Annotated in this window: 12 protein-coding genes; 2 read left to right on the forward strand and 10 right to left on the reverse strand. The window is 63.4% G+C overall.

What is annotated here, in order from left to right; all coding sequences use genetic code 11:
• Positions 1-198: 198 nt before the first annotated feature.
• Both QY049_RS12440 and QY049_RS12445 read left to right on the forward strand, forming a co-directional pair.
• Positions 199-567 carry a hypothetical protein gene (locus QY049_RS12440; RefSeq protein ID WP_301269408.1) on the forward strand — a complete coding sequence of 123 codons (369 nt, stop codon included), beginning with the start codon at positions 199-201 and terminating at the stop codon, positions 565-567.
• 463 nt (positions 568-1,030) lie between these two features.
• Entirely contained in the window at positions 1,031-7,267 is a 6,237-nt protein-coding gene (locus QY049_RS12445) for an AAA family ATPase (RefSeq protein ID WP_301269409.1), read from the forward strand.
• Between the two features lie 30 nt (positions 7,268-7,297).
• Here the strand turns inward: QY049_RS12445 and QY049_RS12450 are convergent, their stop codons facing one another.
• From QY049_RS12450 to QY049_RS12495, 10 genes are all read right to left on the reverse strand, one after another.
• A complete protein-coding gene (locus QY049_RS12450) occupies positions 7,298-8,842 on the reverse strand; it encodes an alpha-N-arabinofuranosidase (protein WP_301269410.1) in 1,545 nt (514 codons plus the stop codon).
• The gene (locus QY049_RS12455; protein WP_301269411.1) at positions 8,839-9,711 is read right to left on the reverse strand and encodes an ABC transporter ATP-binding protein; all 873 of its coding nucleotides are present in this window, start codon (positions 9,709-9,711) and stop codon (positions 8,839-8,841) included. Before QY049_RS12455 ends, QY049_RS12450 begins: the two co-directional genes overlap by 4 nt.
• Positions 9,708-10,739, reverse strand: a complete 1,032-nt coding sequence (locus QY049_RS12460; protein WP_301269490.1) for an ABC transporter ATP-binding protein — start codon at positions 10,737-10,739, stop codon at positions 9,708-9,710. The genes QY049_RS12455 and QY049_RS12460 overlap by 4 nt, the downstream gene beginning before the upstream one ends.
• Positions 10,739-11,602 carry an ABC transporter permease gene (locus QY049_RS12465; protein WP_194481096.1) on the reverse strand — a complete coding sequence of 288 codons (864 nt, stop codon included), beginning with the start codon at positions 11,600-11,602 and terminating at the stop codon, positions 10,739-10,741. Before QY049_RS12465 ends, QY049_RS12460 begins: the two co-directional genes overlap by 1 nt.
• Positions 11,602-12,606, reverse strand: a complete 1,005-nt coding sequence (locus tag QY049_RS12470; RefSeq protein WP_194481095.1) for an ABC transporter permease — start codon at positions 12,604-12,606, stop codon at positions 11,602-11,604. The genes QY049_RS12465 and QY049_RS12470 overlap by 1 nt, the downstream gene beginning before the upstream one ends.
• Before the next feature lie 65 nt (positions 12,607-12,671).
• The gene (locus QY049_RS12475) at positions 12,672-14,573 is read right to left on the reverse strand and encodes an ABC transporter substrate-binding protein (RefSeq protein WP_301269412.1); all 1,902 of its coding nucleotides are present in this window, start codon (positions 14,571-14,573) and stop codon (positions 12,672-12,674) included.
• Positions 14,574-15,017: 444 nt separating this feature from the next.
• Positions 15,018-15,797, reverse strand: a complete 780-nt coding sequence (locus QY049_RS12480; protein WP_301269413.1) for a CbiX/SirB N-terminal domain-containing protein — start codon at positions 15,795-15,797, stop codon at positions 15,018-15,020.
• Between the two features lie 34 nt (positions 15,798-15,831).
• Positions 15,832-17,397: a cytochrome D1 domain-containing protein gene (locus QY049_RS12485; protein WP_301269414.1), complete on the reverse strand. Its 1,566-nt coding sequence runs from the start codon at positions 17,395-17,397 to the stop codon at positions 15,832-15,834.
• Positions 17,375-18,583, reverse strand: a complete 1,209-nt coding sequence (gene nirJ / locus QY049_RS12490; protein ID WP_301269415.1) for a heme d1 biosynthesis radical SAM protein NirJ — start codon at positions 18,581-18,583, stop codon at positions 17,375-17,377. The genes QY049_RS12485 and nirJ overlap by 23 nt, the downstream gene beginning before the upstream one ends.
• Positions 18,584-18,597: 14 nt before the next feature.
• Positions 18,598-19,074, reverse strand: a complete 477-nt coding sequence (locus QY049_RS12495) for an AsnC family transcriptional regulator (protein ID WP_194481086.1) — start codon at positions 19,072-19,074, stop codon at positions 18,598-18,600.

Below are 19,074 nucleotides of genomic sequence, written 5' to 3' on the forward strand. Positions count from 1 at the left end.
TGTGGCCACGGTGTGGCTTTCAGGTTGCTGTACTGTTTCTACGGATTGAGTTTGATTGAGCCGCCAGCGCATAGAGCGCCGTGCGCGCGACGTTTGGGGGAGGAGCCAGCAACATCAGGCAAAACAAGCCTTGTTTACACTTTCCAGGGGCGATGCGAGAGCCGCAGATATCAGCCGATCCGCATGGGATGCCCGCACATGAAACTGCCCGTCACCACCAGCGTTGCGCTGGTCGCCATTCTCACCTCCACCACGATCTGCAATGCCGACACATCAGGCAAGCGCGACCGGACGCAGCCGTCAAAACAGAGCGTCTACGAGTACGGTCCGCACGGCCCCAACCGGACCTATCGGTCGGATCCCCGCACGCGCATCTATGTCAGCAAGCGCTCGTGGCTGGATGGTGGGACCGAGGTACTGCCCGGCGACCGCAAGTTCAGCGATTACGCCTTCCCGCCGGGCAGCTCGTTCGCCAGCCAGAACAACAACCGGCCGCTCAGCCGCCAGCCGCTCAGCCCGGCCTCGGACATCGGCGGATTCGAGCGGAGGATTCCGATCTCCTGGTGAGCGGATGGTTAGGCAGCCACGGGGATTGATGCCCCCTAACCGGTTAGAAAATCTGAGTTCTCACTTCAGTCCGGGGTAGCCCCCCGCGCTCCCCAAAGTTGTTGCATGGCCAGAACGCAGACTCCTGTTGCATGCTGCGATATCCCGTCCACCGATCCACTCGAATGCGCTTCGCCTGAAGTCATCGAGACGGTACGTTGACGCGATTGAGGCAAATGATACGATTTCACGGTGCCCGGCCTACGTGATCGACCGGGCGCAGGAACGAAGGCGTGAGGGGGCGGCCCCATCGCGCCGAGCGTCGCACGTGCGTCCTGCCCTTCATGCGTCCCGCACGCGGAAACAAAGAAACCGTAACGGCGCGCTTTGCCGCATCGGGGCAGCTTTATGGAGGGTGAGGCGGAGCGCGGGGCGAGCCTGTTTCGGCTCGGACCCGAACTCGGCGGCGGCATGGTCTAACGACATGAATCTCTCATCGTTCATGGGCACCGGCTGGGCCCACGGTCCGCAGGTCCTCTGCGACGAAGACGGGATTCTCCTGTGCCGCACCTCCCGCGAACGCATCGACGGCGAGCGGCAGGTCGTGCTGGCCGTCGTTCCGGCCGCCGAGCATCCAAGCCCGCAAAGCCTTGATCGCCTGGCACATGAATTTGCGCTGAAGGACGATCTGGACAGCGCCTGGGCGGCGAAGCCGCTCGAACTGGTGCAGGATCACGGCCGCACCATTCTCGTCCTCGAGGATCGCGGCGGCGAACCGCTGACCTGGCTGACCGACGCACCCATGGAGACGGGTAGTTTCCTGCGCCTCGCGATCCAGATCGCCGCGGCGCTGGGCAAGGTCCATCAGCACGGCCTCGTGCACAAGGATATCAAGCCGGCCAACATCCTGGTGAGCCGCGGCAGGGACAGCGTGCATCTCACGGGATTCGGCTTCGCGACCCGCCGCCCGCGCGAACGCCTGTCCGCAGCCGCGCACGAACAGATCGCCGGCACATTCGCTTACATGTCGCCGGAGCAAACGGGGCGCATGAACCGCTCGATCGACTCGCGAAGCGATCTCTACTCGCTCGGCGTCACGCTGTACCAGATGGTCACCGGCTCCCTGCCGTTCGCCGCATCCGATCCGATGGAATGGGTGCATTGTCACGTCGCAAGAGAGCCGCAAGCCCCGGCCAGGCGATCCGGCAGCGTGCCCGCCACGGTGTCCAGGCTGATCATGAAGCTGCTCTCCAAGATGGCCGAGGAGCGCTACCAGACGGCAGGCGGCGCAGAGAGGGATCTGCAGCGCTGTCTTGCGGAGTGGGAGCTTCGTCACCGCATCGACGACTTCCCGCTCGGCCAGCACGACACGCCCGACCGGCTGCTCGTTCCCGAGAAATTGTACGGAAGAGCGGCCGAGCGCGAAATGTTGTTCGCCTCGTTCGAACGGATCGTCAAAAGCGGCGCGCCGGAACTCGCGTTGGTCGCGGGATATTCCGGCATCGGCAAGTCCTCCGTTGTCAACGAGCTGCACAAGGTGCTGGTGCCATCGCACGGCTTGTTCGCGTCGGGCAAATTCGACCAGCACAAGCGCGACATCCCCTACGCCACGCTCGCCAAGGCATTCCAGGGTCTCGTCCGTCCTCTGCTGGGCAAACGCGAGGAAGAGCTGACCGCGTGGCGCCAGGCCCTGCTCGGCGCGCTCGGCCCGAACGGACAGCTCGTCGTGGACGTGGTCCCGGAGCTTAAGGCCGTCATCGGCGAACAGCCGCCTGTTCCGGAGTTGCCGCTCCAGCATGCGCAAAGCCGCTTCCACCGCGTGTTCGAGCAGTTCATCGGTGTGTTTGCGCGGGCCGAGCATCCGCTGGTGCTGTTCCTCGACGATCTGCAATGGCTCGACATGGCGACCTTCGAGCTGCTCGAGGACATTTTCACCCGGTCAGAGCTGAAGCACCTGATGCTGATCGGCGCTTACCGGGACAACGAGGTGGATTCCGCGCATCCCGTCATGCGCATGCGCGAGGCCATCAAGGCGCGGGGACGACGGGTGGTGGAGATCACGCTCCAGCCACTCGGCCGCAGGCATCTCGGCCAGTTGCTGGCGGACACGCTTCGTTGCGAGCCCGGTCACGCAGCCCTGCTGATCCAGCTCATTCACGAGAAAACCGCGGGCAATCCGTTCTTCGCCATCCAGTTCATGTTCTCGCTGGTGGACGAAGGCCTGCTCACGTTCGACCATGACGACGTCAGCTGGTCCTGGGATCTCGACCGCATTCACGCCAAGCGATACACCGACAACGTCATCGACCTCATGCTGGGGAAGCTCACCCGGCTCCCCCTTGCGACGCGCACGGCTCTTCAGCAGATGGCCTGTCTCGGGCATGTCGCCGACGTCGCAGTGCTTTCGGTCGTGCTCGGCATCTCCGAGGAGCGGGTCAATGCAGATCTGTGGCCTGCGGTTCGCCAGGAATTCGTCGAGCCGCAAGGCGACACCTATCGCTTCGTCCACGACCGGTTTCAGGAAGCGGCCTATGCGCTGATTCCGGAACGAGAGCGGGCGGCGGCGCATCTTCGCATTGGCCGCTTGTTCGCGGCGCGGACCGCACCCGATGCCGTCGAGGACGACGTCTTCGAGATCGTCAGCCAGCTCAACCGTGGCACGGCCCTGATCACCGCGCCCGAGGAGCGCGTCAGGCTGGCGGAGCTCAATCTGCTGGCCGGCCGCCGCGCCAAGGCCGCGACGGCCTTCGCCATGGCGCTTACCCATTTCGCGACCGGCGAAGCCATGCTGCCTCTGGATCGCTGGGAGCAGCAATACGCGCTCAGCTTCACGCTGGCGCTACAACGCGCCGAATGCGAGTTCCTGGCCGGCGACCATGCAACGGCGAACATGCGCCTCGCCGAACTGGCAAAGCGTGCGGCCACGCTGCCCGACCTCGCAGCGGTGACCCGTTTGCGGATGGAGCCGAGCGATCGCGACGTCGAGATTGCCCTCGACTATCTGCGACGCGTCGATATCGACTGGTCGGCGCATCCGACGCCGGATGAAGTCCAACGCGAATACGAGCGGATGTGGCAAGCGATCGGCGACCGGCCGATCGAGGCACTGCTCGACCTGCCGCAGATGGCAGATCAAATCGCGCGCGGAACCATGGACGTTCTCACGGTCCTGGTCTCGCCTGCCTGGTATATCGATGAGAGCTTGCGTCGTCTCATCATCGGACGCATGGCCAATCTCAGCCTGCAATACGGCAACTCGGACGCATCGTGCCTCGCCTACATCGTGCTCGGCACGGTGCTCGGCCCCGACTTCGGCGACTATGCTGCAGGCTACCGCTTCGCTCAGCTCGGCCTCGACCTCGTCGAAACGCGCGGACTGGACCGGTTCAAGGCCCGCGTCTATCTCGGCTTCGGAAGCTGGACCCGACATGTCAGGACCGGCCGCCCCTGGTTGAAGCGGGCCTTCGACGCGGCGCAACAGGTCGGCGACGTGAACTATGCGAGCTTCACCCGCCATCATCTCCTCACGCACCTTCTCGCCTGCGGCGATCCGCTCGCCGAGGTGCAGCGGGAAGCCGAGGCGGGACTCGATTTCGCGCATCGGGCGCATGTTGATCTTGCCGCCGATCGCATCAGCGGGCAGTTGCAGCTCATCCGGTCGCTGCGCGGACTCACGACGAAATTCGGCAGCTTCGATGAAGCCGGCTTCACCGAGGCGCAGTTCGAGCGTCGTCTCGAGACGGAGCCGTACCTGGAGCAGGCCGGATTCTGGTACTGGACGCGCAAGCTCCAAGCCCGCGTTCTTGCCAACGACCCCGCCGCCGTCGCCGTCGCCGCAAAGGCCGACAAGCTGCTGTGGACGTCGAAAGCCCTGTTCGATCGCGTCGAGTTTCACTTCTATGCCGCCTTGGCCGAGGCCGCGTGCTGCGAGGCCAACACGCCAGGCGGACGTACCCCCCATATCGAGCGACTGATCCATCACCACCGCCAGCTTCAGCAATTGGCCGAGATCAGCCCGGAAGACTTCGCCGACCGCGCTGCCCTCGTCGCAGCGGAAATCGCGCGCATCGAAGATCGCGAGCTCGATGCGATGCGCTTCTACGACCGGGCCATCGTCTCGGCGCATGCAAACGGCTTCCCCCAGATCGAGGCAATCGCAAACGAGATCGCGGGGCGCTTCTACACCACGCGCGGGTTCGACAAGATCGCCCATGCTTATCTGCGCGATGCCCATTACGGATTTCTTCGCTGGGGGGCCGAGCCCAAGGTCAGGCAACTCGAACGCCTTTATCCCCGGCTCCACGTCGCCGAGGACACCAGTTCGGCGAGCCGGGCGACCATCCAGCAGATGGACGTCACCACCGTGGTGAAGGCGTCCCAGGCCGTCTCGAGTGAAATCGAGCTGCCAAAGCTGATCGAGACGCTGATGAAAATCGCGCTGCAGAACGCCGGCGCCGATCGCGGCCTGCTGATCCTGTCGCGGCATGACGATTTCCGTATCGAAGCGGAAGGCCAATCCAGGGGCGACGAGTTCACGCTCGCCATGCGCCAGACCTCGCTCTCGACACCTGACTGTCCGGAAGCCCTGTTGCGCTACGTCATTCGCGCGCAAAAACCTCTCATCGTCGATGACGCGACGCGGCCAGATGCGCTCTACGGTGACGACTATGCGCGTCGCCGACACCCAAGATCCATTCTCTGCCTGCCGCTCCTGAAGCAAGCCAAGCTGATCGGATTGCTCTATCTCGAGAACACGCTGACGACACATGCCTTCACGCCGGATCGCGTGGCTGTGCTGGACTTGCTGGCGGCACAGGCCGCGATCTCGCTGGAGAACACGCTGCTCTATCGCGATCTCCAGGAACGCGAGGCCCGCATCCGCCGGCTCGTCGATTCCAACATTATCGGCATCCTGTTCTGGGACGGCAGCGGCGATATCAGCTACGCCAACGATGCCTTCCTGAGCATGACCGGATATTCCAGGCAGGAACTGGTCACGAACGCAATCCGCTGGAAGGACATGACGCCGGCCGAATACCGCGACGAAGACACGCAGCGGATCGAACAACTCAGACGATCAGGGCAGACCGCCTCGCGAGAGAAGGAGTTCATCAGGAAAGACGGCAGCCGCGTTCCTGTTCTCATCGGCTCGGCCTTGCTGGCCGGATCGTCCGATCAATGCATCTCGTTCGTGCTCGACCTCACCGCGCGAAAGCAGGCGGAAGAAAAGTACCGCCTGCTCATGGAACAGGCGCATGATGCGATCCTGGTCCTTGACCAACGGGGCCTCGTGATCGAGGCCAACCGCACGGCAGGGGTGATGCTGGGACGGGCTCGGGAGCAAATCATCGGCCTCCCGTTCCGATCCATCCTGGTTTCTGCCGACGCAAACGCGGTGGCCAGCTTGCTGGCGCCGGACTCGACGGACCTGTTACAGCTTCGCCTGGATGGCCCCGACGGCAAGGGCCTCGATGTCGAAATGTCCGCCGCTCACGTCTCGACGGGCGGGCAGGATCTTGTCATCGTGATCGGACGCGACATCAGCCAGCGTCTGCGCCTCGAGCAGCAGCTGCGCCAGGCGCAGAAAATGGACGCGGTCGGCCAGCTCACCGGTGGCGTCGCTCATGACTTCAACAACATTCTGACTGTCATCACCGGGACGATCCAGATCCTGATCGACGGTCTTGCGGATCAGCCCGACCTCGTCACCATCGCCCACATGATCGACGACGCCGCCACGCGCGGGGCCGATCTGACGATGCAGCTCCTTGCATTCGCGCGCAAGCAGCCCCTGCAACCCCGTAACGTCGACGTCAACAATCTCATCGCCGATACTGCCAAGCTGTTGCGACCGACGCTTGGCGAGCACATCGAGGTCGGCTCCACGCTGCAAGACGATTGCTGGCACGCGCTGATAGATCCGGGCCAGCTTTCGACCGCCCTGATCAATCTTGCCGTCAATGCCCGCGACGCCATGGCGGGCGGAGGCAAGATCGCATTCGGCACCACAAATGTGAGCTTTGGACCGGACAATCCCGGCCCGGACAACTCGCTCGGCGACTTTGTTCTGGTCACGGTGAGTGACACTGGCTCAGGGATTCCGCAGGCGATCCGGGACAAGATATTCGAGCCATTCTTTACGACCAAGGAGCTTGGCAAAGGAACGGGACTAGGGTTGAGCATGGTGTATGGTTTCATCAAGCAATCCGGCGGTCACATCAGGATTGATAGCGAAGAAGGGCTGGGAACGACCTTCAGCCTTTACTTGCCGCGCTCGACCCAGGCCGCCGCATCCACGAGCGTGACGGCGAAAGGCGAGCTGCGACGCGGCAGTGAAACCATCCTCCTGGTCGAGGACGACGAGCTGGTGCGCAACTACGTGGAGGCGCAACTCAAGAGCTTCGGCTATCGCACGCTAGCCGTCGCCAACGGCCCGGACGCCCTTGACATCATCGACCGGGGCGCCACCGTCGACCTGCTTTTCACCGATGTCGTCATGCCCGGCGGGATGAACGGCCGTGAACTCGCCGATGCCGTACTCCAGCGGCGCCCCGAGCTGCCCGTGCTCTATATGTCGGGTTATCCGGAAGCCGCCATGATGCATGACGGCCGGCTGGATCCTGGCATCACCCTGCTGAGCAAACCGTACCGGCCGGCGGACCTCGCACATGCCATTCGCCAAGTCCTCGACTCACGAGCACGTCCCCGCGTCACGCATTGAATATCATCGCGTCCGCGCATCACTGCCATCTCAGCTTGCCGACAGATGGATCACATTCCAGGACGCCGGCGTGAGCGTCGCCTGCAATCGTCCACCGCTCAAGGTCACATCCTGCAGCGGCGTCGGCTTGATTTTGTCGGGCGCGTGCTTGGTATTCGTCGCCTTGAGATCATCGTGCCGGAGTTCAAGCCGCTCGCTCACCGCCAGCCGACCAAAACTTCTGGCCTCGACGCTCACCTCCATCTCCTGCCTCAGATCGCGATTGAGCAGGAACAGCGACAGGCCGCCATCCTCCGCTGCCACGGCCGCGATCTTCAGATACGGCACGTTCCTCACCGGAAAATTCTGCTCCTGGGTGCCACGGGGATCGTAGTACGAGGAATCGTAGGTCTCGGACTCTGCTTGGATGCGGAGAACCTTACCGCGGCCGAAGCGGCTCATATGCGCGAACGGGAAAAAGGTAGCCTGACGCCACGCGCCTCCGCCCGTCTCGGTCATGATCGGCGCGATGACGTTGACGAGCTGTGCGAGGCAGGCGACCCTCACCCGATCGGCGTGATTGAGCAGGGAAATGCAGGCGCCGCCGAAGGCGAGCGCATCCTCCATCGTGTAGATTTCCTCGAGGATCGGCGGCGCTACCGGCCAGCCCTCCTTGACCCGGTCGGCACGATTTCGGCGCGTCCGGTACCAGACGTTCCATTCATCGAAGCTCAGCATCAATCGCTTGCCGGAACGCCGCTTGGCCGCTACCGCGTCGGCGATCGCGACGACTTCGTCGATGAAGCTGTCCATCAGGTCGGGACTGGCGAGAAACGATGCCGTGTCCTGCTTGTAGTTGTTGAGATAAGTGTGGAGCGAAATGTACTCGACGTGATCGAAGGTGTGCTCGAGGACCGTGTCCTCCCACTGTCCGAAGGTTGGCATGTTGCGCCCGGATGACCCGCATGCCGCAAGCTCGATGGTCGGATCCACCCAGCGCATCATCTTGGCAGCTTCGCGCGCGAGCGCACCGTAATCGGCGGCACTCTTGTGCTCCATCTGCCAGGGCCCGTCGACCTCGTTGCCGAGGCACCACAGCTTGACGCCGTGCGGCTTGTCCCAGCCATGGGCGCGGCGCAGCTCCGACCAGGCGGTACCGCCGGGATGGTTGCAGTATTCGACCAGGTTGCGTGCGGCATCGCCGCCGCGGGTGCCGAGATTGACCGCCATCATCGGCGCGACATCGGCAGCCCGGCACCAGTCCATGAATTCATTGGTGCCAAAACTGTTCGGTTCGGTGCTGAACCAGGCAAGGTCAAGCCGCGCGGGCCTCGTATCCTGCGGGCCGACGCCGTCCTCCCAATTGTAGCCCGAAACGAAATTTCCGCCGGGATACCGGATCAGCGTCGGACCGAGTTCCTTCACCAGCGCGAGCACGTCCTTGCGAAAGCCCTTCTCGTCCGCGGTCGGATGGTCGGGCTCGTAGATGCCGCCATAGACGCATCGCCCGAGATGTTCGACGAACGCACCGAACAAGCGAGGGTCGGTGTGACCAATGGCGAAGTCGCGGTCGATCAGAACTCTGGCTTTCCTCATGCTCTCCTCTCGGGGGGACCGGGGCTGATGAGACCGTTCATGCTGGGAGTTCGATTCGTCTTGGCGTTGGGTATCTCAGGTAATAGCACGGCTTCGCGCAATAGGCGCGTATAGGGATGCTGCGGCGCCTTCAGCACCATTCGCGCATCACCGCTTTCGACGACACTGCCCTTCTGCATGATCATGATGCGGTCGCTGATGTAGTAGGCGGTAGCCAGATCATGCGTGACATAGATGATCGATATCCCGAGGTCGTCCCGCAACGTCCTGAACAGATTGACGATGGACGTCCGCAAGGATGCGTCGATCATGGACACCGGCTCGTCCGCCACGATCAATTTCGGTTCGGCCAACAGCGCACGCGCAATCGCGATCCGCTGAAGCTGTCCGCCGGACAGCTCGTGCGGGTACCGGCCACCCACCTCGTTGAGCGACAGCCCGACTTTGTGCAACGCCGCATCGACGGCCGCTGCAGTCGCGCTCTCCCTCGCCACGCCGGAGAATCGACGTCGCGTCATAAGCAGATACCGCTCAACCCGCTTCAGCGGGTTGAAAGACTCGAAGGGGTTCTGAAAGATCGGTTGGACCTTGTGCATGAATGCCAGCCGGCTGGCACTGCCGCTGATGGCCGCAAGGTCGATCCCGTCGAGCAACAGTCTACCGCTGGTCGGTGCCTCCATGTTCAGGATCATCCGCGCAAGGGTCGTCTTGCCGCTGCCGGACTCACCGATGATGGCCAGGATCTCCGGCCGCCCGACAGCAAGCTGGAAGCTCACCTTGTTCACCGCAACGATTGTCTCTCTCGACAGCAGCCCTCCGCGAACGAAGGTTTTGCTGGCCTCGATGACGTCGAGTAGCAGATCGTTCATGCCTTGTTGTCCTTGATGACGGCAAAGCATGCAACGCGATGTCCAGCGGCGGCTTCAAGCATGACCGGAACTTCCCGGCTGCAAATCTCGCTTGCGAGCGGACACCGCGGATGGAAGCGACAACCCGACGGGGGATCGGCCAGATTTGGCGGGGTGCCGCCAAGTCCCTGGCGCGGCGCGTCGTCGCCGATGCGCGGAAGGCTCGAGATGAGGTGCTTGGTGTAGGGATGCTGCGGATTGCGGAAGATCTCTGCGGTCGCGGCCTCCTCCACGAGACGCCCGGCATACATGATCGCAAGCCGGTCGGTGATGTGCGCGTGCACGCCCATGTCGTGCGTGACGAACAGAACCGACGAGCCGGTCTCGCGCTGGATGCCGCGGATCATGCCGAGCACCTCCTTCTGCACCACCACGTCGAGCGCGGTGGTCGGCTCGTCGGCGATGACAAATCCGGGTCGGCAGATCGTGGCAAGCGCAAGCGCGACGCGTTGCCGCATCCCGCCCGAGAGCTCGTGTGGAAAGGCGGCGAGCACCGAGGGATCGAGTTTCACCCACGCCAGATGATCGACCACCTGCTGCTCGAACTGCGTTCGGTTACCACCGATATGCGGATATGCGAAATCGACAAACGAGGATTTGATACGACGCACCGGGTTCAGCACGCTCATCGAGCCCTGCATGATGTAGGACAGGTGCTGCCAGCGGATCCGCTCGACGTCTTCCCGCGGCGCGCGGTGCAATCCGCCATAGCCGGGCAGGAACGCAAACTCGATGCTGCCGCCCACGATCTCGAGTGGAGGCCTGATCGCGCCCGCGATGCTCTTGATCAGCGTGGTCTTGCCGGAGCTGGATTCTCCGGCGAGTCCGTAGATCTCGCCGCGGCGCACCTTGAAGCTGACACCATCGACCGCCCTGATGCCGCGCCTGACGCCGGAATGGCTGGTCCGATAATAGGCTTGGAGGTCGCGAACGCTGAGGAGCGGCTGAGCCTCCTGATCTCCGTCCGGCCGCCCGGCGTTGGCCTGCATCACGAGGCCCCTCCGACGTTCCAGAGGCGGCTTCTCGGATCGATGTGCGCGTTCACCGAGATCGCGAGCAGGAAGAGGCCGATGAACGTCATGACCACAGCGATGGTTGGAAAGGCGATCCACCACCAGATGCCCGCGACCATCGCCGTATGCTGGTTGGCCCAATAGATCATGCCGCCGATCGTCGGCGTGTTGATGTCGGTAAAGCCGAGCACCGCAAGCGTCACTTCGAGCCCGATCGACCACACCATGTTGTTCATGGTGGTGGAGAACAGGATCGGCACGACGTAGGGCAGATGCTCCTCGGTGAGGATCTGCCGCGTGCTCATTCCCGAGAACAGGCTGGTCTGGGTGAACTCGCGCTGCCTCAAGCTCATCACCACCGAACGGATCAGCCGCGCGTCGTAGGCCCATCCGAAACAAGCCATGATCAGCGCCAGCATCAGCCAGGAGATCCTGTCGCGCATCACGAAATAGAACAGCACCAGGACCGGCAGCAACGGAATGACGATGAACGTGTCGTTCAGCGACATCAGGACGCGGTCGATCCAGCCTCCCTTGTAGCCGCTGATGAGCCCGACGGTGAGCGCGACCAGGCGGCTGACAAGGGCCACCGTGCCCCCGAACAGCAATGTATTCCGAATGGCAAAGCTCACTTGCCAGAACACGTCCTGGCCACGTGACGTCGTGCCGAACCAGTAGGTCAGGGACGGCGGCAGGTCGGGCGGCACCACATAGACACTCTCGGGCGGATAGGGCGAGAAGCTCGCCAGCACGGACAGCAGCAGAACGATAGCGACCAGCACCGCCCCAATCCGGAATTCTGCCCTGTCGCGCAAGAGGTCGTTGAGAAAGACGGCCATCAGCTGACCTTCACCCTGGGATCAAGCAGCGGGTACAGAAGATCGATCGCGAGCACGCCAAACGATACGCCGAGGATCGAGATGGTGGTGACGCCGAGGACCAGACCGTAGTCGCCAGCATAGACGGCATCGACAAGGAGCGAGCCGAGACCCGGATAGCCGAACACCTTCTCGGTGATCACGGCACCGTTGAAGATTCCACCGAGCGACATCGCAAGGCCCGTCACCTGCGGCACCAGCGCGTTGCGCATCACGTAGGACGTCAGGATGCGCCAGGACTTCACGCCGGCAAGCTCGGCATAGACGACGTAGTCCTCGGCGAGGACGTTGGAGACCAGCGAACGCATGCCGAGAAACCAGCTCCCCACGCCGATCAGGATCAGCGAGAGCGCCGGCAGGATCGCGTGCTGCAGCACGCTCCCGACGAATTCGGGCGTCAGGGACTGCGGCAGATTCATCGCCGCCCCGCCAGTGATCGGCAGCACCGGCCAGAGGAAGCCGAACACGATCAGCAGCAGCATGGCCAGGATGTAATAAGGGATAGGATGAAGGCCCATGGCGATCACGCCCATCAACCTTAATCCGCGGCTCTGTCGGTAATAGCCGGCAAGTCCACCCAGCAGATTTCCGAGCACCCAGGCGATGAGGGTCGAGACCGCGAGGAGGCCCGCCGTCCAGGGCAGCGCACGCGCAATCAGGGTGCCGACGGGTGTCGGAAACGCCGACATCGAGGGACCGAAATCGGCGCTCAGGATCCGCTTCCAGAACGTCAGATATTGTTCAACGGGCGTGCCGCCGAGACCATAGAGCTCGCGCAAGGAATTGCGCATCTGTTCGATCGCATCGGGCGCAGTGTTGCCAAAGGAGGTCACCGCCGAGATCGATTGCTCGACCGGATCGATCGGCGATGCATGCGTGACGACATAGGCGATGTTGATGCCGATGAAGACCACGAGCAGGAACTGCCCGATCCGGCGGCCGACATAGCCGGCGTACCCGCTCACGGGAGCACCCGAGATGCTCGACCATGTCGCTCTGACAGATACGGGCGCTCAGGGATCATCGCTTGCTAATTTGCCGGCTTCAGCCGGACGAACATGTAGCGCGAATTGCCCCAGTTCGGCACGGGATTGGTGTAGGGATTCTCCGCGGTCGGAAAACCCGTCCAGTAGGTCTGATCCATGGCGGTGAAGACGTTGTAGGCCATCAGCGGAATGGTCGGCATCTCCTTGACCGCGAGCTTGACGTACTCCTTGCCGAGCTCGATCGACCTGGGATCATCGAAGCCGACGGTGCGGATTTCCTCGATGATCTTGTCGAGCGTAGGACTGGACCAGCGCTGCCAGTTGCGCAGCGGCTGCGGCTTGCCCGGCTCGGCGACGAATTCCGAATGCCAGCTGTCGAGGAAGTAGGACAGGTCCTGGTGCCCGCCCCAGGTCTCGACGCTCCAGCCGATGAAGGTGTCGAAATCGCCGGCCGCCCGCCGCGTCGGCAGCGTTCCTTGCGCGACGTCGATCTTGGCATCGATGCCCGCCTGCTTCCACAGTTGCACGATCATCGTTCCGGCCCGCGTCATCACCGGACGCAAATCGCCCTCGACCATGACACGGATGCTGAAGGGCTTTCCATCAGGCGTGATCCAGGCACCACCCCGCTTGCTGAAGCCGGCCTTCTCCAGAAGCTCCTGCGCCGCTTGCGGATCGGTCTTCCACCAACCCCTGCCGAATGCCTTGGCGATGTCAGCCGGATCCGACGGGATCTGCTCGCCCATGGAAGGCCGCAGCATGTCGGCAATCTGCTGGCCGATCGTCGGGTCGTACGGTTTGATCTTGCGCTTGCCGGTATCGATCTCGAAGGTCTTGAGCCAGTCTTCCATCGGCGCGTGATAGGTGGCCGGATGGGTTCCCGTCGGCGGCACGCCGATCGCGGAGATGGTGGCAGCGCCGCGATAGGCCGCCATCGCAACGGCCTTGATGTCGATCAGCAACGCCAACGCCCACCGCACGTCCGGATTCTTGAAATTCTCATTCTGGGTATTGAAGATGACAGCGGGAAGCGTCGGATCGGGATGGCCATAGGGGAAGCCCTTGAACCAGGCTCGCGTCGTCTTGCTCTGCTTGGCCAGCGCAAACATGCCTTCCGGCGCGATGTCGTGGATCACGTCGAGCTCGTGGTTGAGCTGCGCGATCACACGTTTCTCGGGCGGTCCGGGATCGACATAGGCGAGATATTTGGGCCCCGGCTTGCCGAAGCGCGCCAGCGTGGTGCGCTGCCAGTCATCGCGAAGCTGCCAGATGTACCATTTGCCGTCGGGATCGTAACTGTGCAGCACATAGGCGCCGAGCGAGACCGGCTTGTTGAAGTCGAATTTGACGGGATCGTCGACCTTGTCGAACACATGCTTGGGCAAGATCCAGATCGCGCCCCAGCGCACCGTGAAATTGGCGTGGAAGCGTGAATTGGGTTTCTTGAGCTTGAACACGACCGTATGAGCGTCCGGTGCCTCGACCGAGGCCACGTTGCTCGCCAGCACCGCACTGAAGCGCATGGCCCGATGCTTGATCTGGGTCGTCACGGTCGCGACGACGTCATCGGCGGTGAATTCGACCCCGTCGCTCCAGAAGATGCCGCTCCGGAGCCTGACCGTCATTTCGGTGAAGTCGGCGTTGTATTGCGGCTTGTCGGCGGCCAGCGAGTTGTCCCAGACGCCGTCGAGGCCGCTCTCGGGATCGATGTACCAGAGCGTATCAAGCGCAGCCTGCTGCAGCCCATTGGACTGCGAGCTGGCATTGATCACCCAGATGTTGAACCAGCCGGCGTTCTTGACCGTGCCTTCCGGGTTCTCGAGGATCAACAGATCCTTCCTCGGAATGTCTTGCGGAATCCCCTGCGCATGGCTCGGCTCCGCCGATGCGAACAGCAGCGGTCCCAGCACACCCGCGGCCAGCAGCAATGCACGAATGCAGCGCATGATGTCCTCGCGGCACAATTTCGTCCCGACGTCCGTTCTGACGCGATGCTAGAGGCGTCGGACTCGCTGAACAACAGGAATCGTTCTGGCCGAGGCGGGACTGAATGTTCACCGCGATGTCCACACGACAGCAGAGTTGTCCCGACATCGGAAGCCGAACGCGTGCTTGGAACGGTCAGAGCAATGCGGGGCACCGCGATGCGGTCCACGCGACGAACGCCCGTGGGCAAGGGTTGTCGGAACGACACCACCCCTATCCTCTAAGTGATTGATTTATATGGTGGACCCACCAGGGCTCGAGCATGGGACCCGCTGATCAAGAGCCTGATGTCTTACGAACGACCGCAGGCACTTGAATGCAAAGGACGGCCCCAACAAGTCCATATAGATCAATTGGTTACAGCCGACGTCTCGATTTCGCAGGTCAACCGATGGTTGGACCTTTCACGCGGTTTGACGCGAGGTCACGCCGCCGCGCACGGCGCCAAGGCGCGACATTGACAGCACTTCCGTGCTGGAACGAATGTCCTGCAGGATTGCTTCCCCCGCAGACCGGGCGACCACATCCTCGATGCCCGGCGCGCTGCCGACCACGCCTGCATAGGCGACATCGTCGCGGCCGAGTTCGACGATCAGGCGGGGAGCATCGCGCGCCCCGTGCAGGCCCTCGCCGGAAAACAGTCCGACGACGACGGTGGGCCCGGAAAGCGTCGACGCCGTATCGGCGAGGAAGGGTCGTTCCTCGAGAAACGCAGGCTCGACCTGCGTGAAGACAGCACGGCGCCGAACCACCTCCGCAATCCGTTCGGTGTCGTTGCGGGAGGCCGAGTTTCGTCGCGAGCCGTGCGCCAGCAGGATGACGTTGCTCGCTCTGGCGGCAAACCCTCGTTCGCGGGCGGCATTCCTCGCAAAGGCCACGACGAGATCCGGCAAGCCCGGATCGAGACCCAGCGGGGGCAGGATGCGGATGTGCCGGCCCTCCCTGTTGGCCTCGTCGATCAGCGCCACGAGTCGATCACGCGTGAAATACCCGCTCGAAGCGAACAAGGGGTAGACGATAATCCGGGCGGCCGTTAGCGCGTCGAGCGCTGCGGCGATGGTCGGCACGCCATTGATGAATCCTGCCTCGACCTCGGCGGCGAGCGCGCGATCCGACAACGCGCGAACCAGCCGGAAGACGGCTTCGTTGCTGGCATCCTCCCTTCGCTCACCATGAGCCGCCAACAGAATGGCGGTCCGCGGCTCGGTGCAAACCGCGCTAGTGGCTGGTGCCATCGGAGAAGGTGATCTTGTTCCACACATTATATTTGCCGGATGGACGGGACATCGGGATGCGCTTCACCTCGACGAAAGTCGCCGCATCGTAGACCACCAGCGCGCCCCGGTCGTCCCAGATCGAGACCAGGGCGTGGCGGCCGTCCCTATCGAACTCGACATGCGCAGCGGTCTTGCCCGGCTCCGGCGTCACGCTGCGAACCACTTCCAGCGTGCGCTTGTCGATGATCGAGAGCGTATCCTTCTTCGCGCTCATCATGCTGTCGGCCCATGCATAGGGCGTATTCTCGTGGCTGCGCATGAAGAACCCGGGGCCCGGCGTGTCGATCACCTTGATGAGCGACCAGTCCTGCAGGTCGAGCACGCTGATCTTGCCTTCCTTCAGAAGCGGCGTCGCCATCACCGGGCGACCGTTGAAGGTCCAGGAAATGCCCGAGCCGAGATGCGGCAGGCTTGGCAGGTCGAGCTGCTTGATATCACGCCCGACGGTGAGGTTGACGACGATCGCCCTGCCCTCGCGCGCCGAGCCGATCAGGTTGCGGTACGGCGGATCGAAAAAGAAGTCGTCGAGCGGCTCCGGCACCTCGATCCGCCGCAGGGCGAATAGCCCCTGCGAGGAAGCCAGCGCCTCGATCATGCCTTTCTCGTGACTGTGCACGAAGCCAGAATAGACCGGCGGTGCATTCGGGTCGGTTGCGATCTCCCAGATTTCGGGAACGTCCTTGAGCGCGGCGATGAAGCTGTTCCGGGTTGGCGCCTGGTAGACGGCGGAGACACGTGAGGAATTGCCCTTGCGGTCCTCCGCCTCGAACACCTTCTCGACCTTGAGATCGTCGGTCGAGAGCATCACCAGCGTGTGGGGCAGATAGTTCGCGACTGCGATGTGCTTGCCGTCCCGCGAGATCGCGATGTTGCGCGCGTTGATGCCGGCGCGCACCTCCGAGAGCATGGTCAGCGTCCAGAGGTCGTACTTCGAGACCCAGCCGTCGCGCGACATGAAGAAGACGTAGCGTCCGTCCGGCGTGAATTTTGGTCCGCCGTGCAGCGCGAAGCGGGTCTGGAAGCGCGTCAGCGGCTCGAAGCGGTCGCCGTCGAGGATGGTCGCATGATGGTCGCCAGCCTCGACGACGACGAACAGATTCATCGGATCGGCCTCGAAGCGCGGGCGATCGAGCTCGGGCGCGAAGGCATACACGACGCGGCTCGCCTCGATCTCCACCGGCCCCCAGGCGGGCACCGAGGGAAGCGGTGAAGCGATGTAGGTAGCGAGCGCGGCGATATCGTCGCTGCCCAGCTTGCCGGCGAATCCGGGCATCTGGGTAGCTGCGCGGCCGTCGGCGATGACGGCGGCGGCGCGCGCACCGGTCAGCCGGCCGAGATTTTCTGGCAGCAGCGCCGGTCCGAGCCGACCGAGGCGGTCCGCGCCATGGCATTCGGCGCAATTCTCCGCAAACAGTTTTGCTGCATCCGGTTCGGCCGAGGCAGGGCCAGCCAGCGCGCATGCCGTCAGCGCGACGGCGATCCAATCAGACAGACAGCTGCGCTTCATGATGCCTTCCACGATAGATGCTGGTCCTCACCCGTTCGATCGGCGCCTCGAGCCCGATCTCGGAATCGCCGAGATAACAACCGGGGTCCTCCGCCCAGGCATCGCCGGTGATACGCTGCGCGCGCACCCGCGTGTTGCCATTGCAGATGTCGAGATGGATGCAGGCGCCGCAACGGCCCGAGACGCGGCGCGGCTTCTGTTTCAGGCCTGCCATGATCGGATCCGACAGGTCGTTCCATATCTCGGAGAATGGGCGCGCCTTCACGTTGCCGAGGGTGTGGTGCCACCACATCGTGTCGGGGTGAACGTTTCCGAGATTGTCGATGTTGGCGACGTTGACGCCGGAGGAATTGCCGCCCCAGCGCACCAGCTTCGCACGCAGACTACCGACCGCCTGCGGCGCGTTCCGCTCGGCCCAATGCAGCAGATGGACCGCGTCTGCGTCGTTGTTGCCGGTCACGATCTCTATCTCGCTTCCAGCCTGCGCCCAGCGCCAGGCACGCGCGATCACCATGTCCATGGCATCGCGCGTGGTCTGCCACATTGCGTCGTCGCCCCGGTTCTTGTTGCCCCGCCCGGCGTAGACGAGGTGGGACAGATAGAACTTTGGAAAGCCCTCCTGCTCGACGAGATCGAGCAGGCGCGGCAACTCGACCGCGTTGTCCTCGGTCATGGTGAAGCGGACGCCGACCTTGATGCCGCGGTCGCGCAGGAGCCGCAGGCCAGTCAGGGCTTCCTGATAGGCGCCCTCCTTGCGGCGGAAGCGGTCGTGGGTGGCGCCGATGCCGTCCAGGGAAATGCCGACGTAGTCGTAGCCGATGTCGCGGACGCGGTCGGCCATGGCGGCATCGACCAGCGTGCCGTTCGAGGACAGGCCGACATAGAACCGCATCGCCTTGGCGCGCGTGGAAATCTCGAAGATGTCCTGCCGCATCAAGGGCTCGCCGCCGGACAGGATCAGCACCGGCACGCGAAATGCCTTGAGGTCGTCCATGACGTGGAAGACGTCTGCGGTCGAGAGCTCGCCCGGGAAGTCGACGTCACCGGAGATCGAGTAGCAATGCTTGCAGGTGAGGTTGCAGCGCCGGATCAGGTTCCAGATCACCACCGGCCCGGGCGGCTGGCGGACGGGACCCGTCGGGGCCGGCTCGTCCAGCTCATGCAGATATTGGCTCAGGCGAAACATGACCGCTCCTCGGTTCAGGCCGCAAGACGAAGTCCGGTCTTCTTCAGTATCCGGGTGGAGAACAGCACCTCATGGGCGCGCGCGGCGGGGCCGACGAGTGCCGCGATCTCCACGACCTTGACCCGCACCTCGTCTCGGGTCCTGCCATGGACCATCGCAAAGAGATTGTACGGCCAAAGCGGAAGGTGACGCGGCCGCTCGTAGCAGTGGGTTACGAAATCGAGCGCGCCAACCTTCGCGCCGATCTCGGCGATGGAGGCGTCTTCGATGTCCCACACCGACATGCCGTTCGCGGTGTAACCGAGCGCGTAATGGTTCGGAATCGCGCCGATACGGCGGATGGCGCCGTCGTCGGCCAAGCGCCGCAGCCGCGCGATCACCTCGGCGTGTGCGAGTCCGAGCCGCCCGGCAAGCACGCGGTAAGGCTCCGGCGCGAGCGGCAGGCCGGACTGGGTGGCGGCAACAAGCCTGCGATCGGTGGCATCCAGCAT

The organism is Bradyrhizobium sp. WYCCWR 13022, from assembly GCF_030435535.1.
Classification (GTDB): Bacteria; Pseudomonadota; Alphaproteobacteria; order Rhizobiales; family Xanthobacteraceae; genus Bradyrhizobium.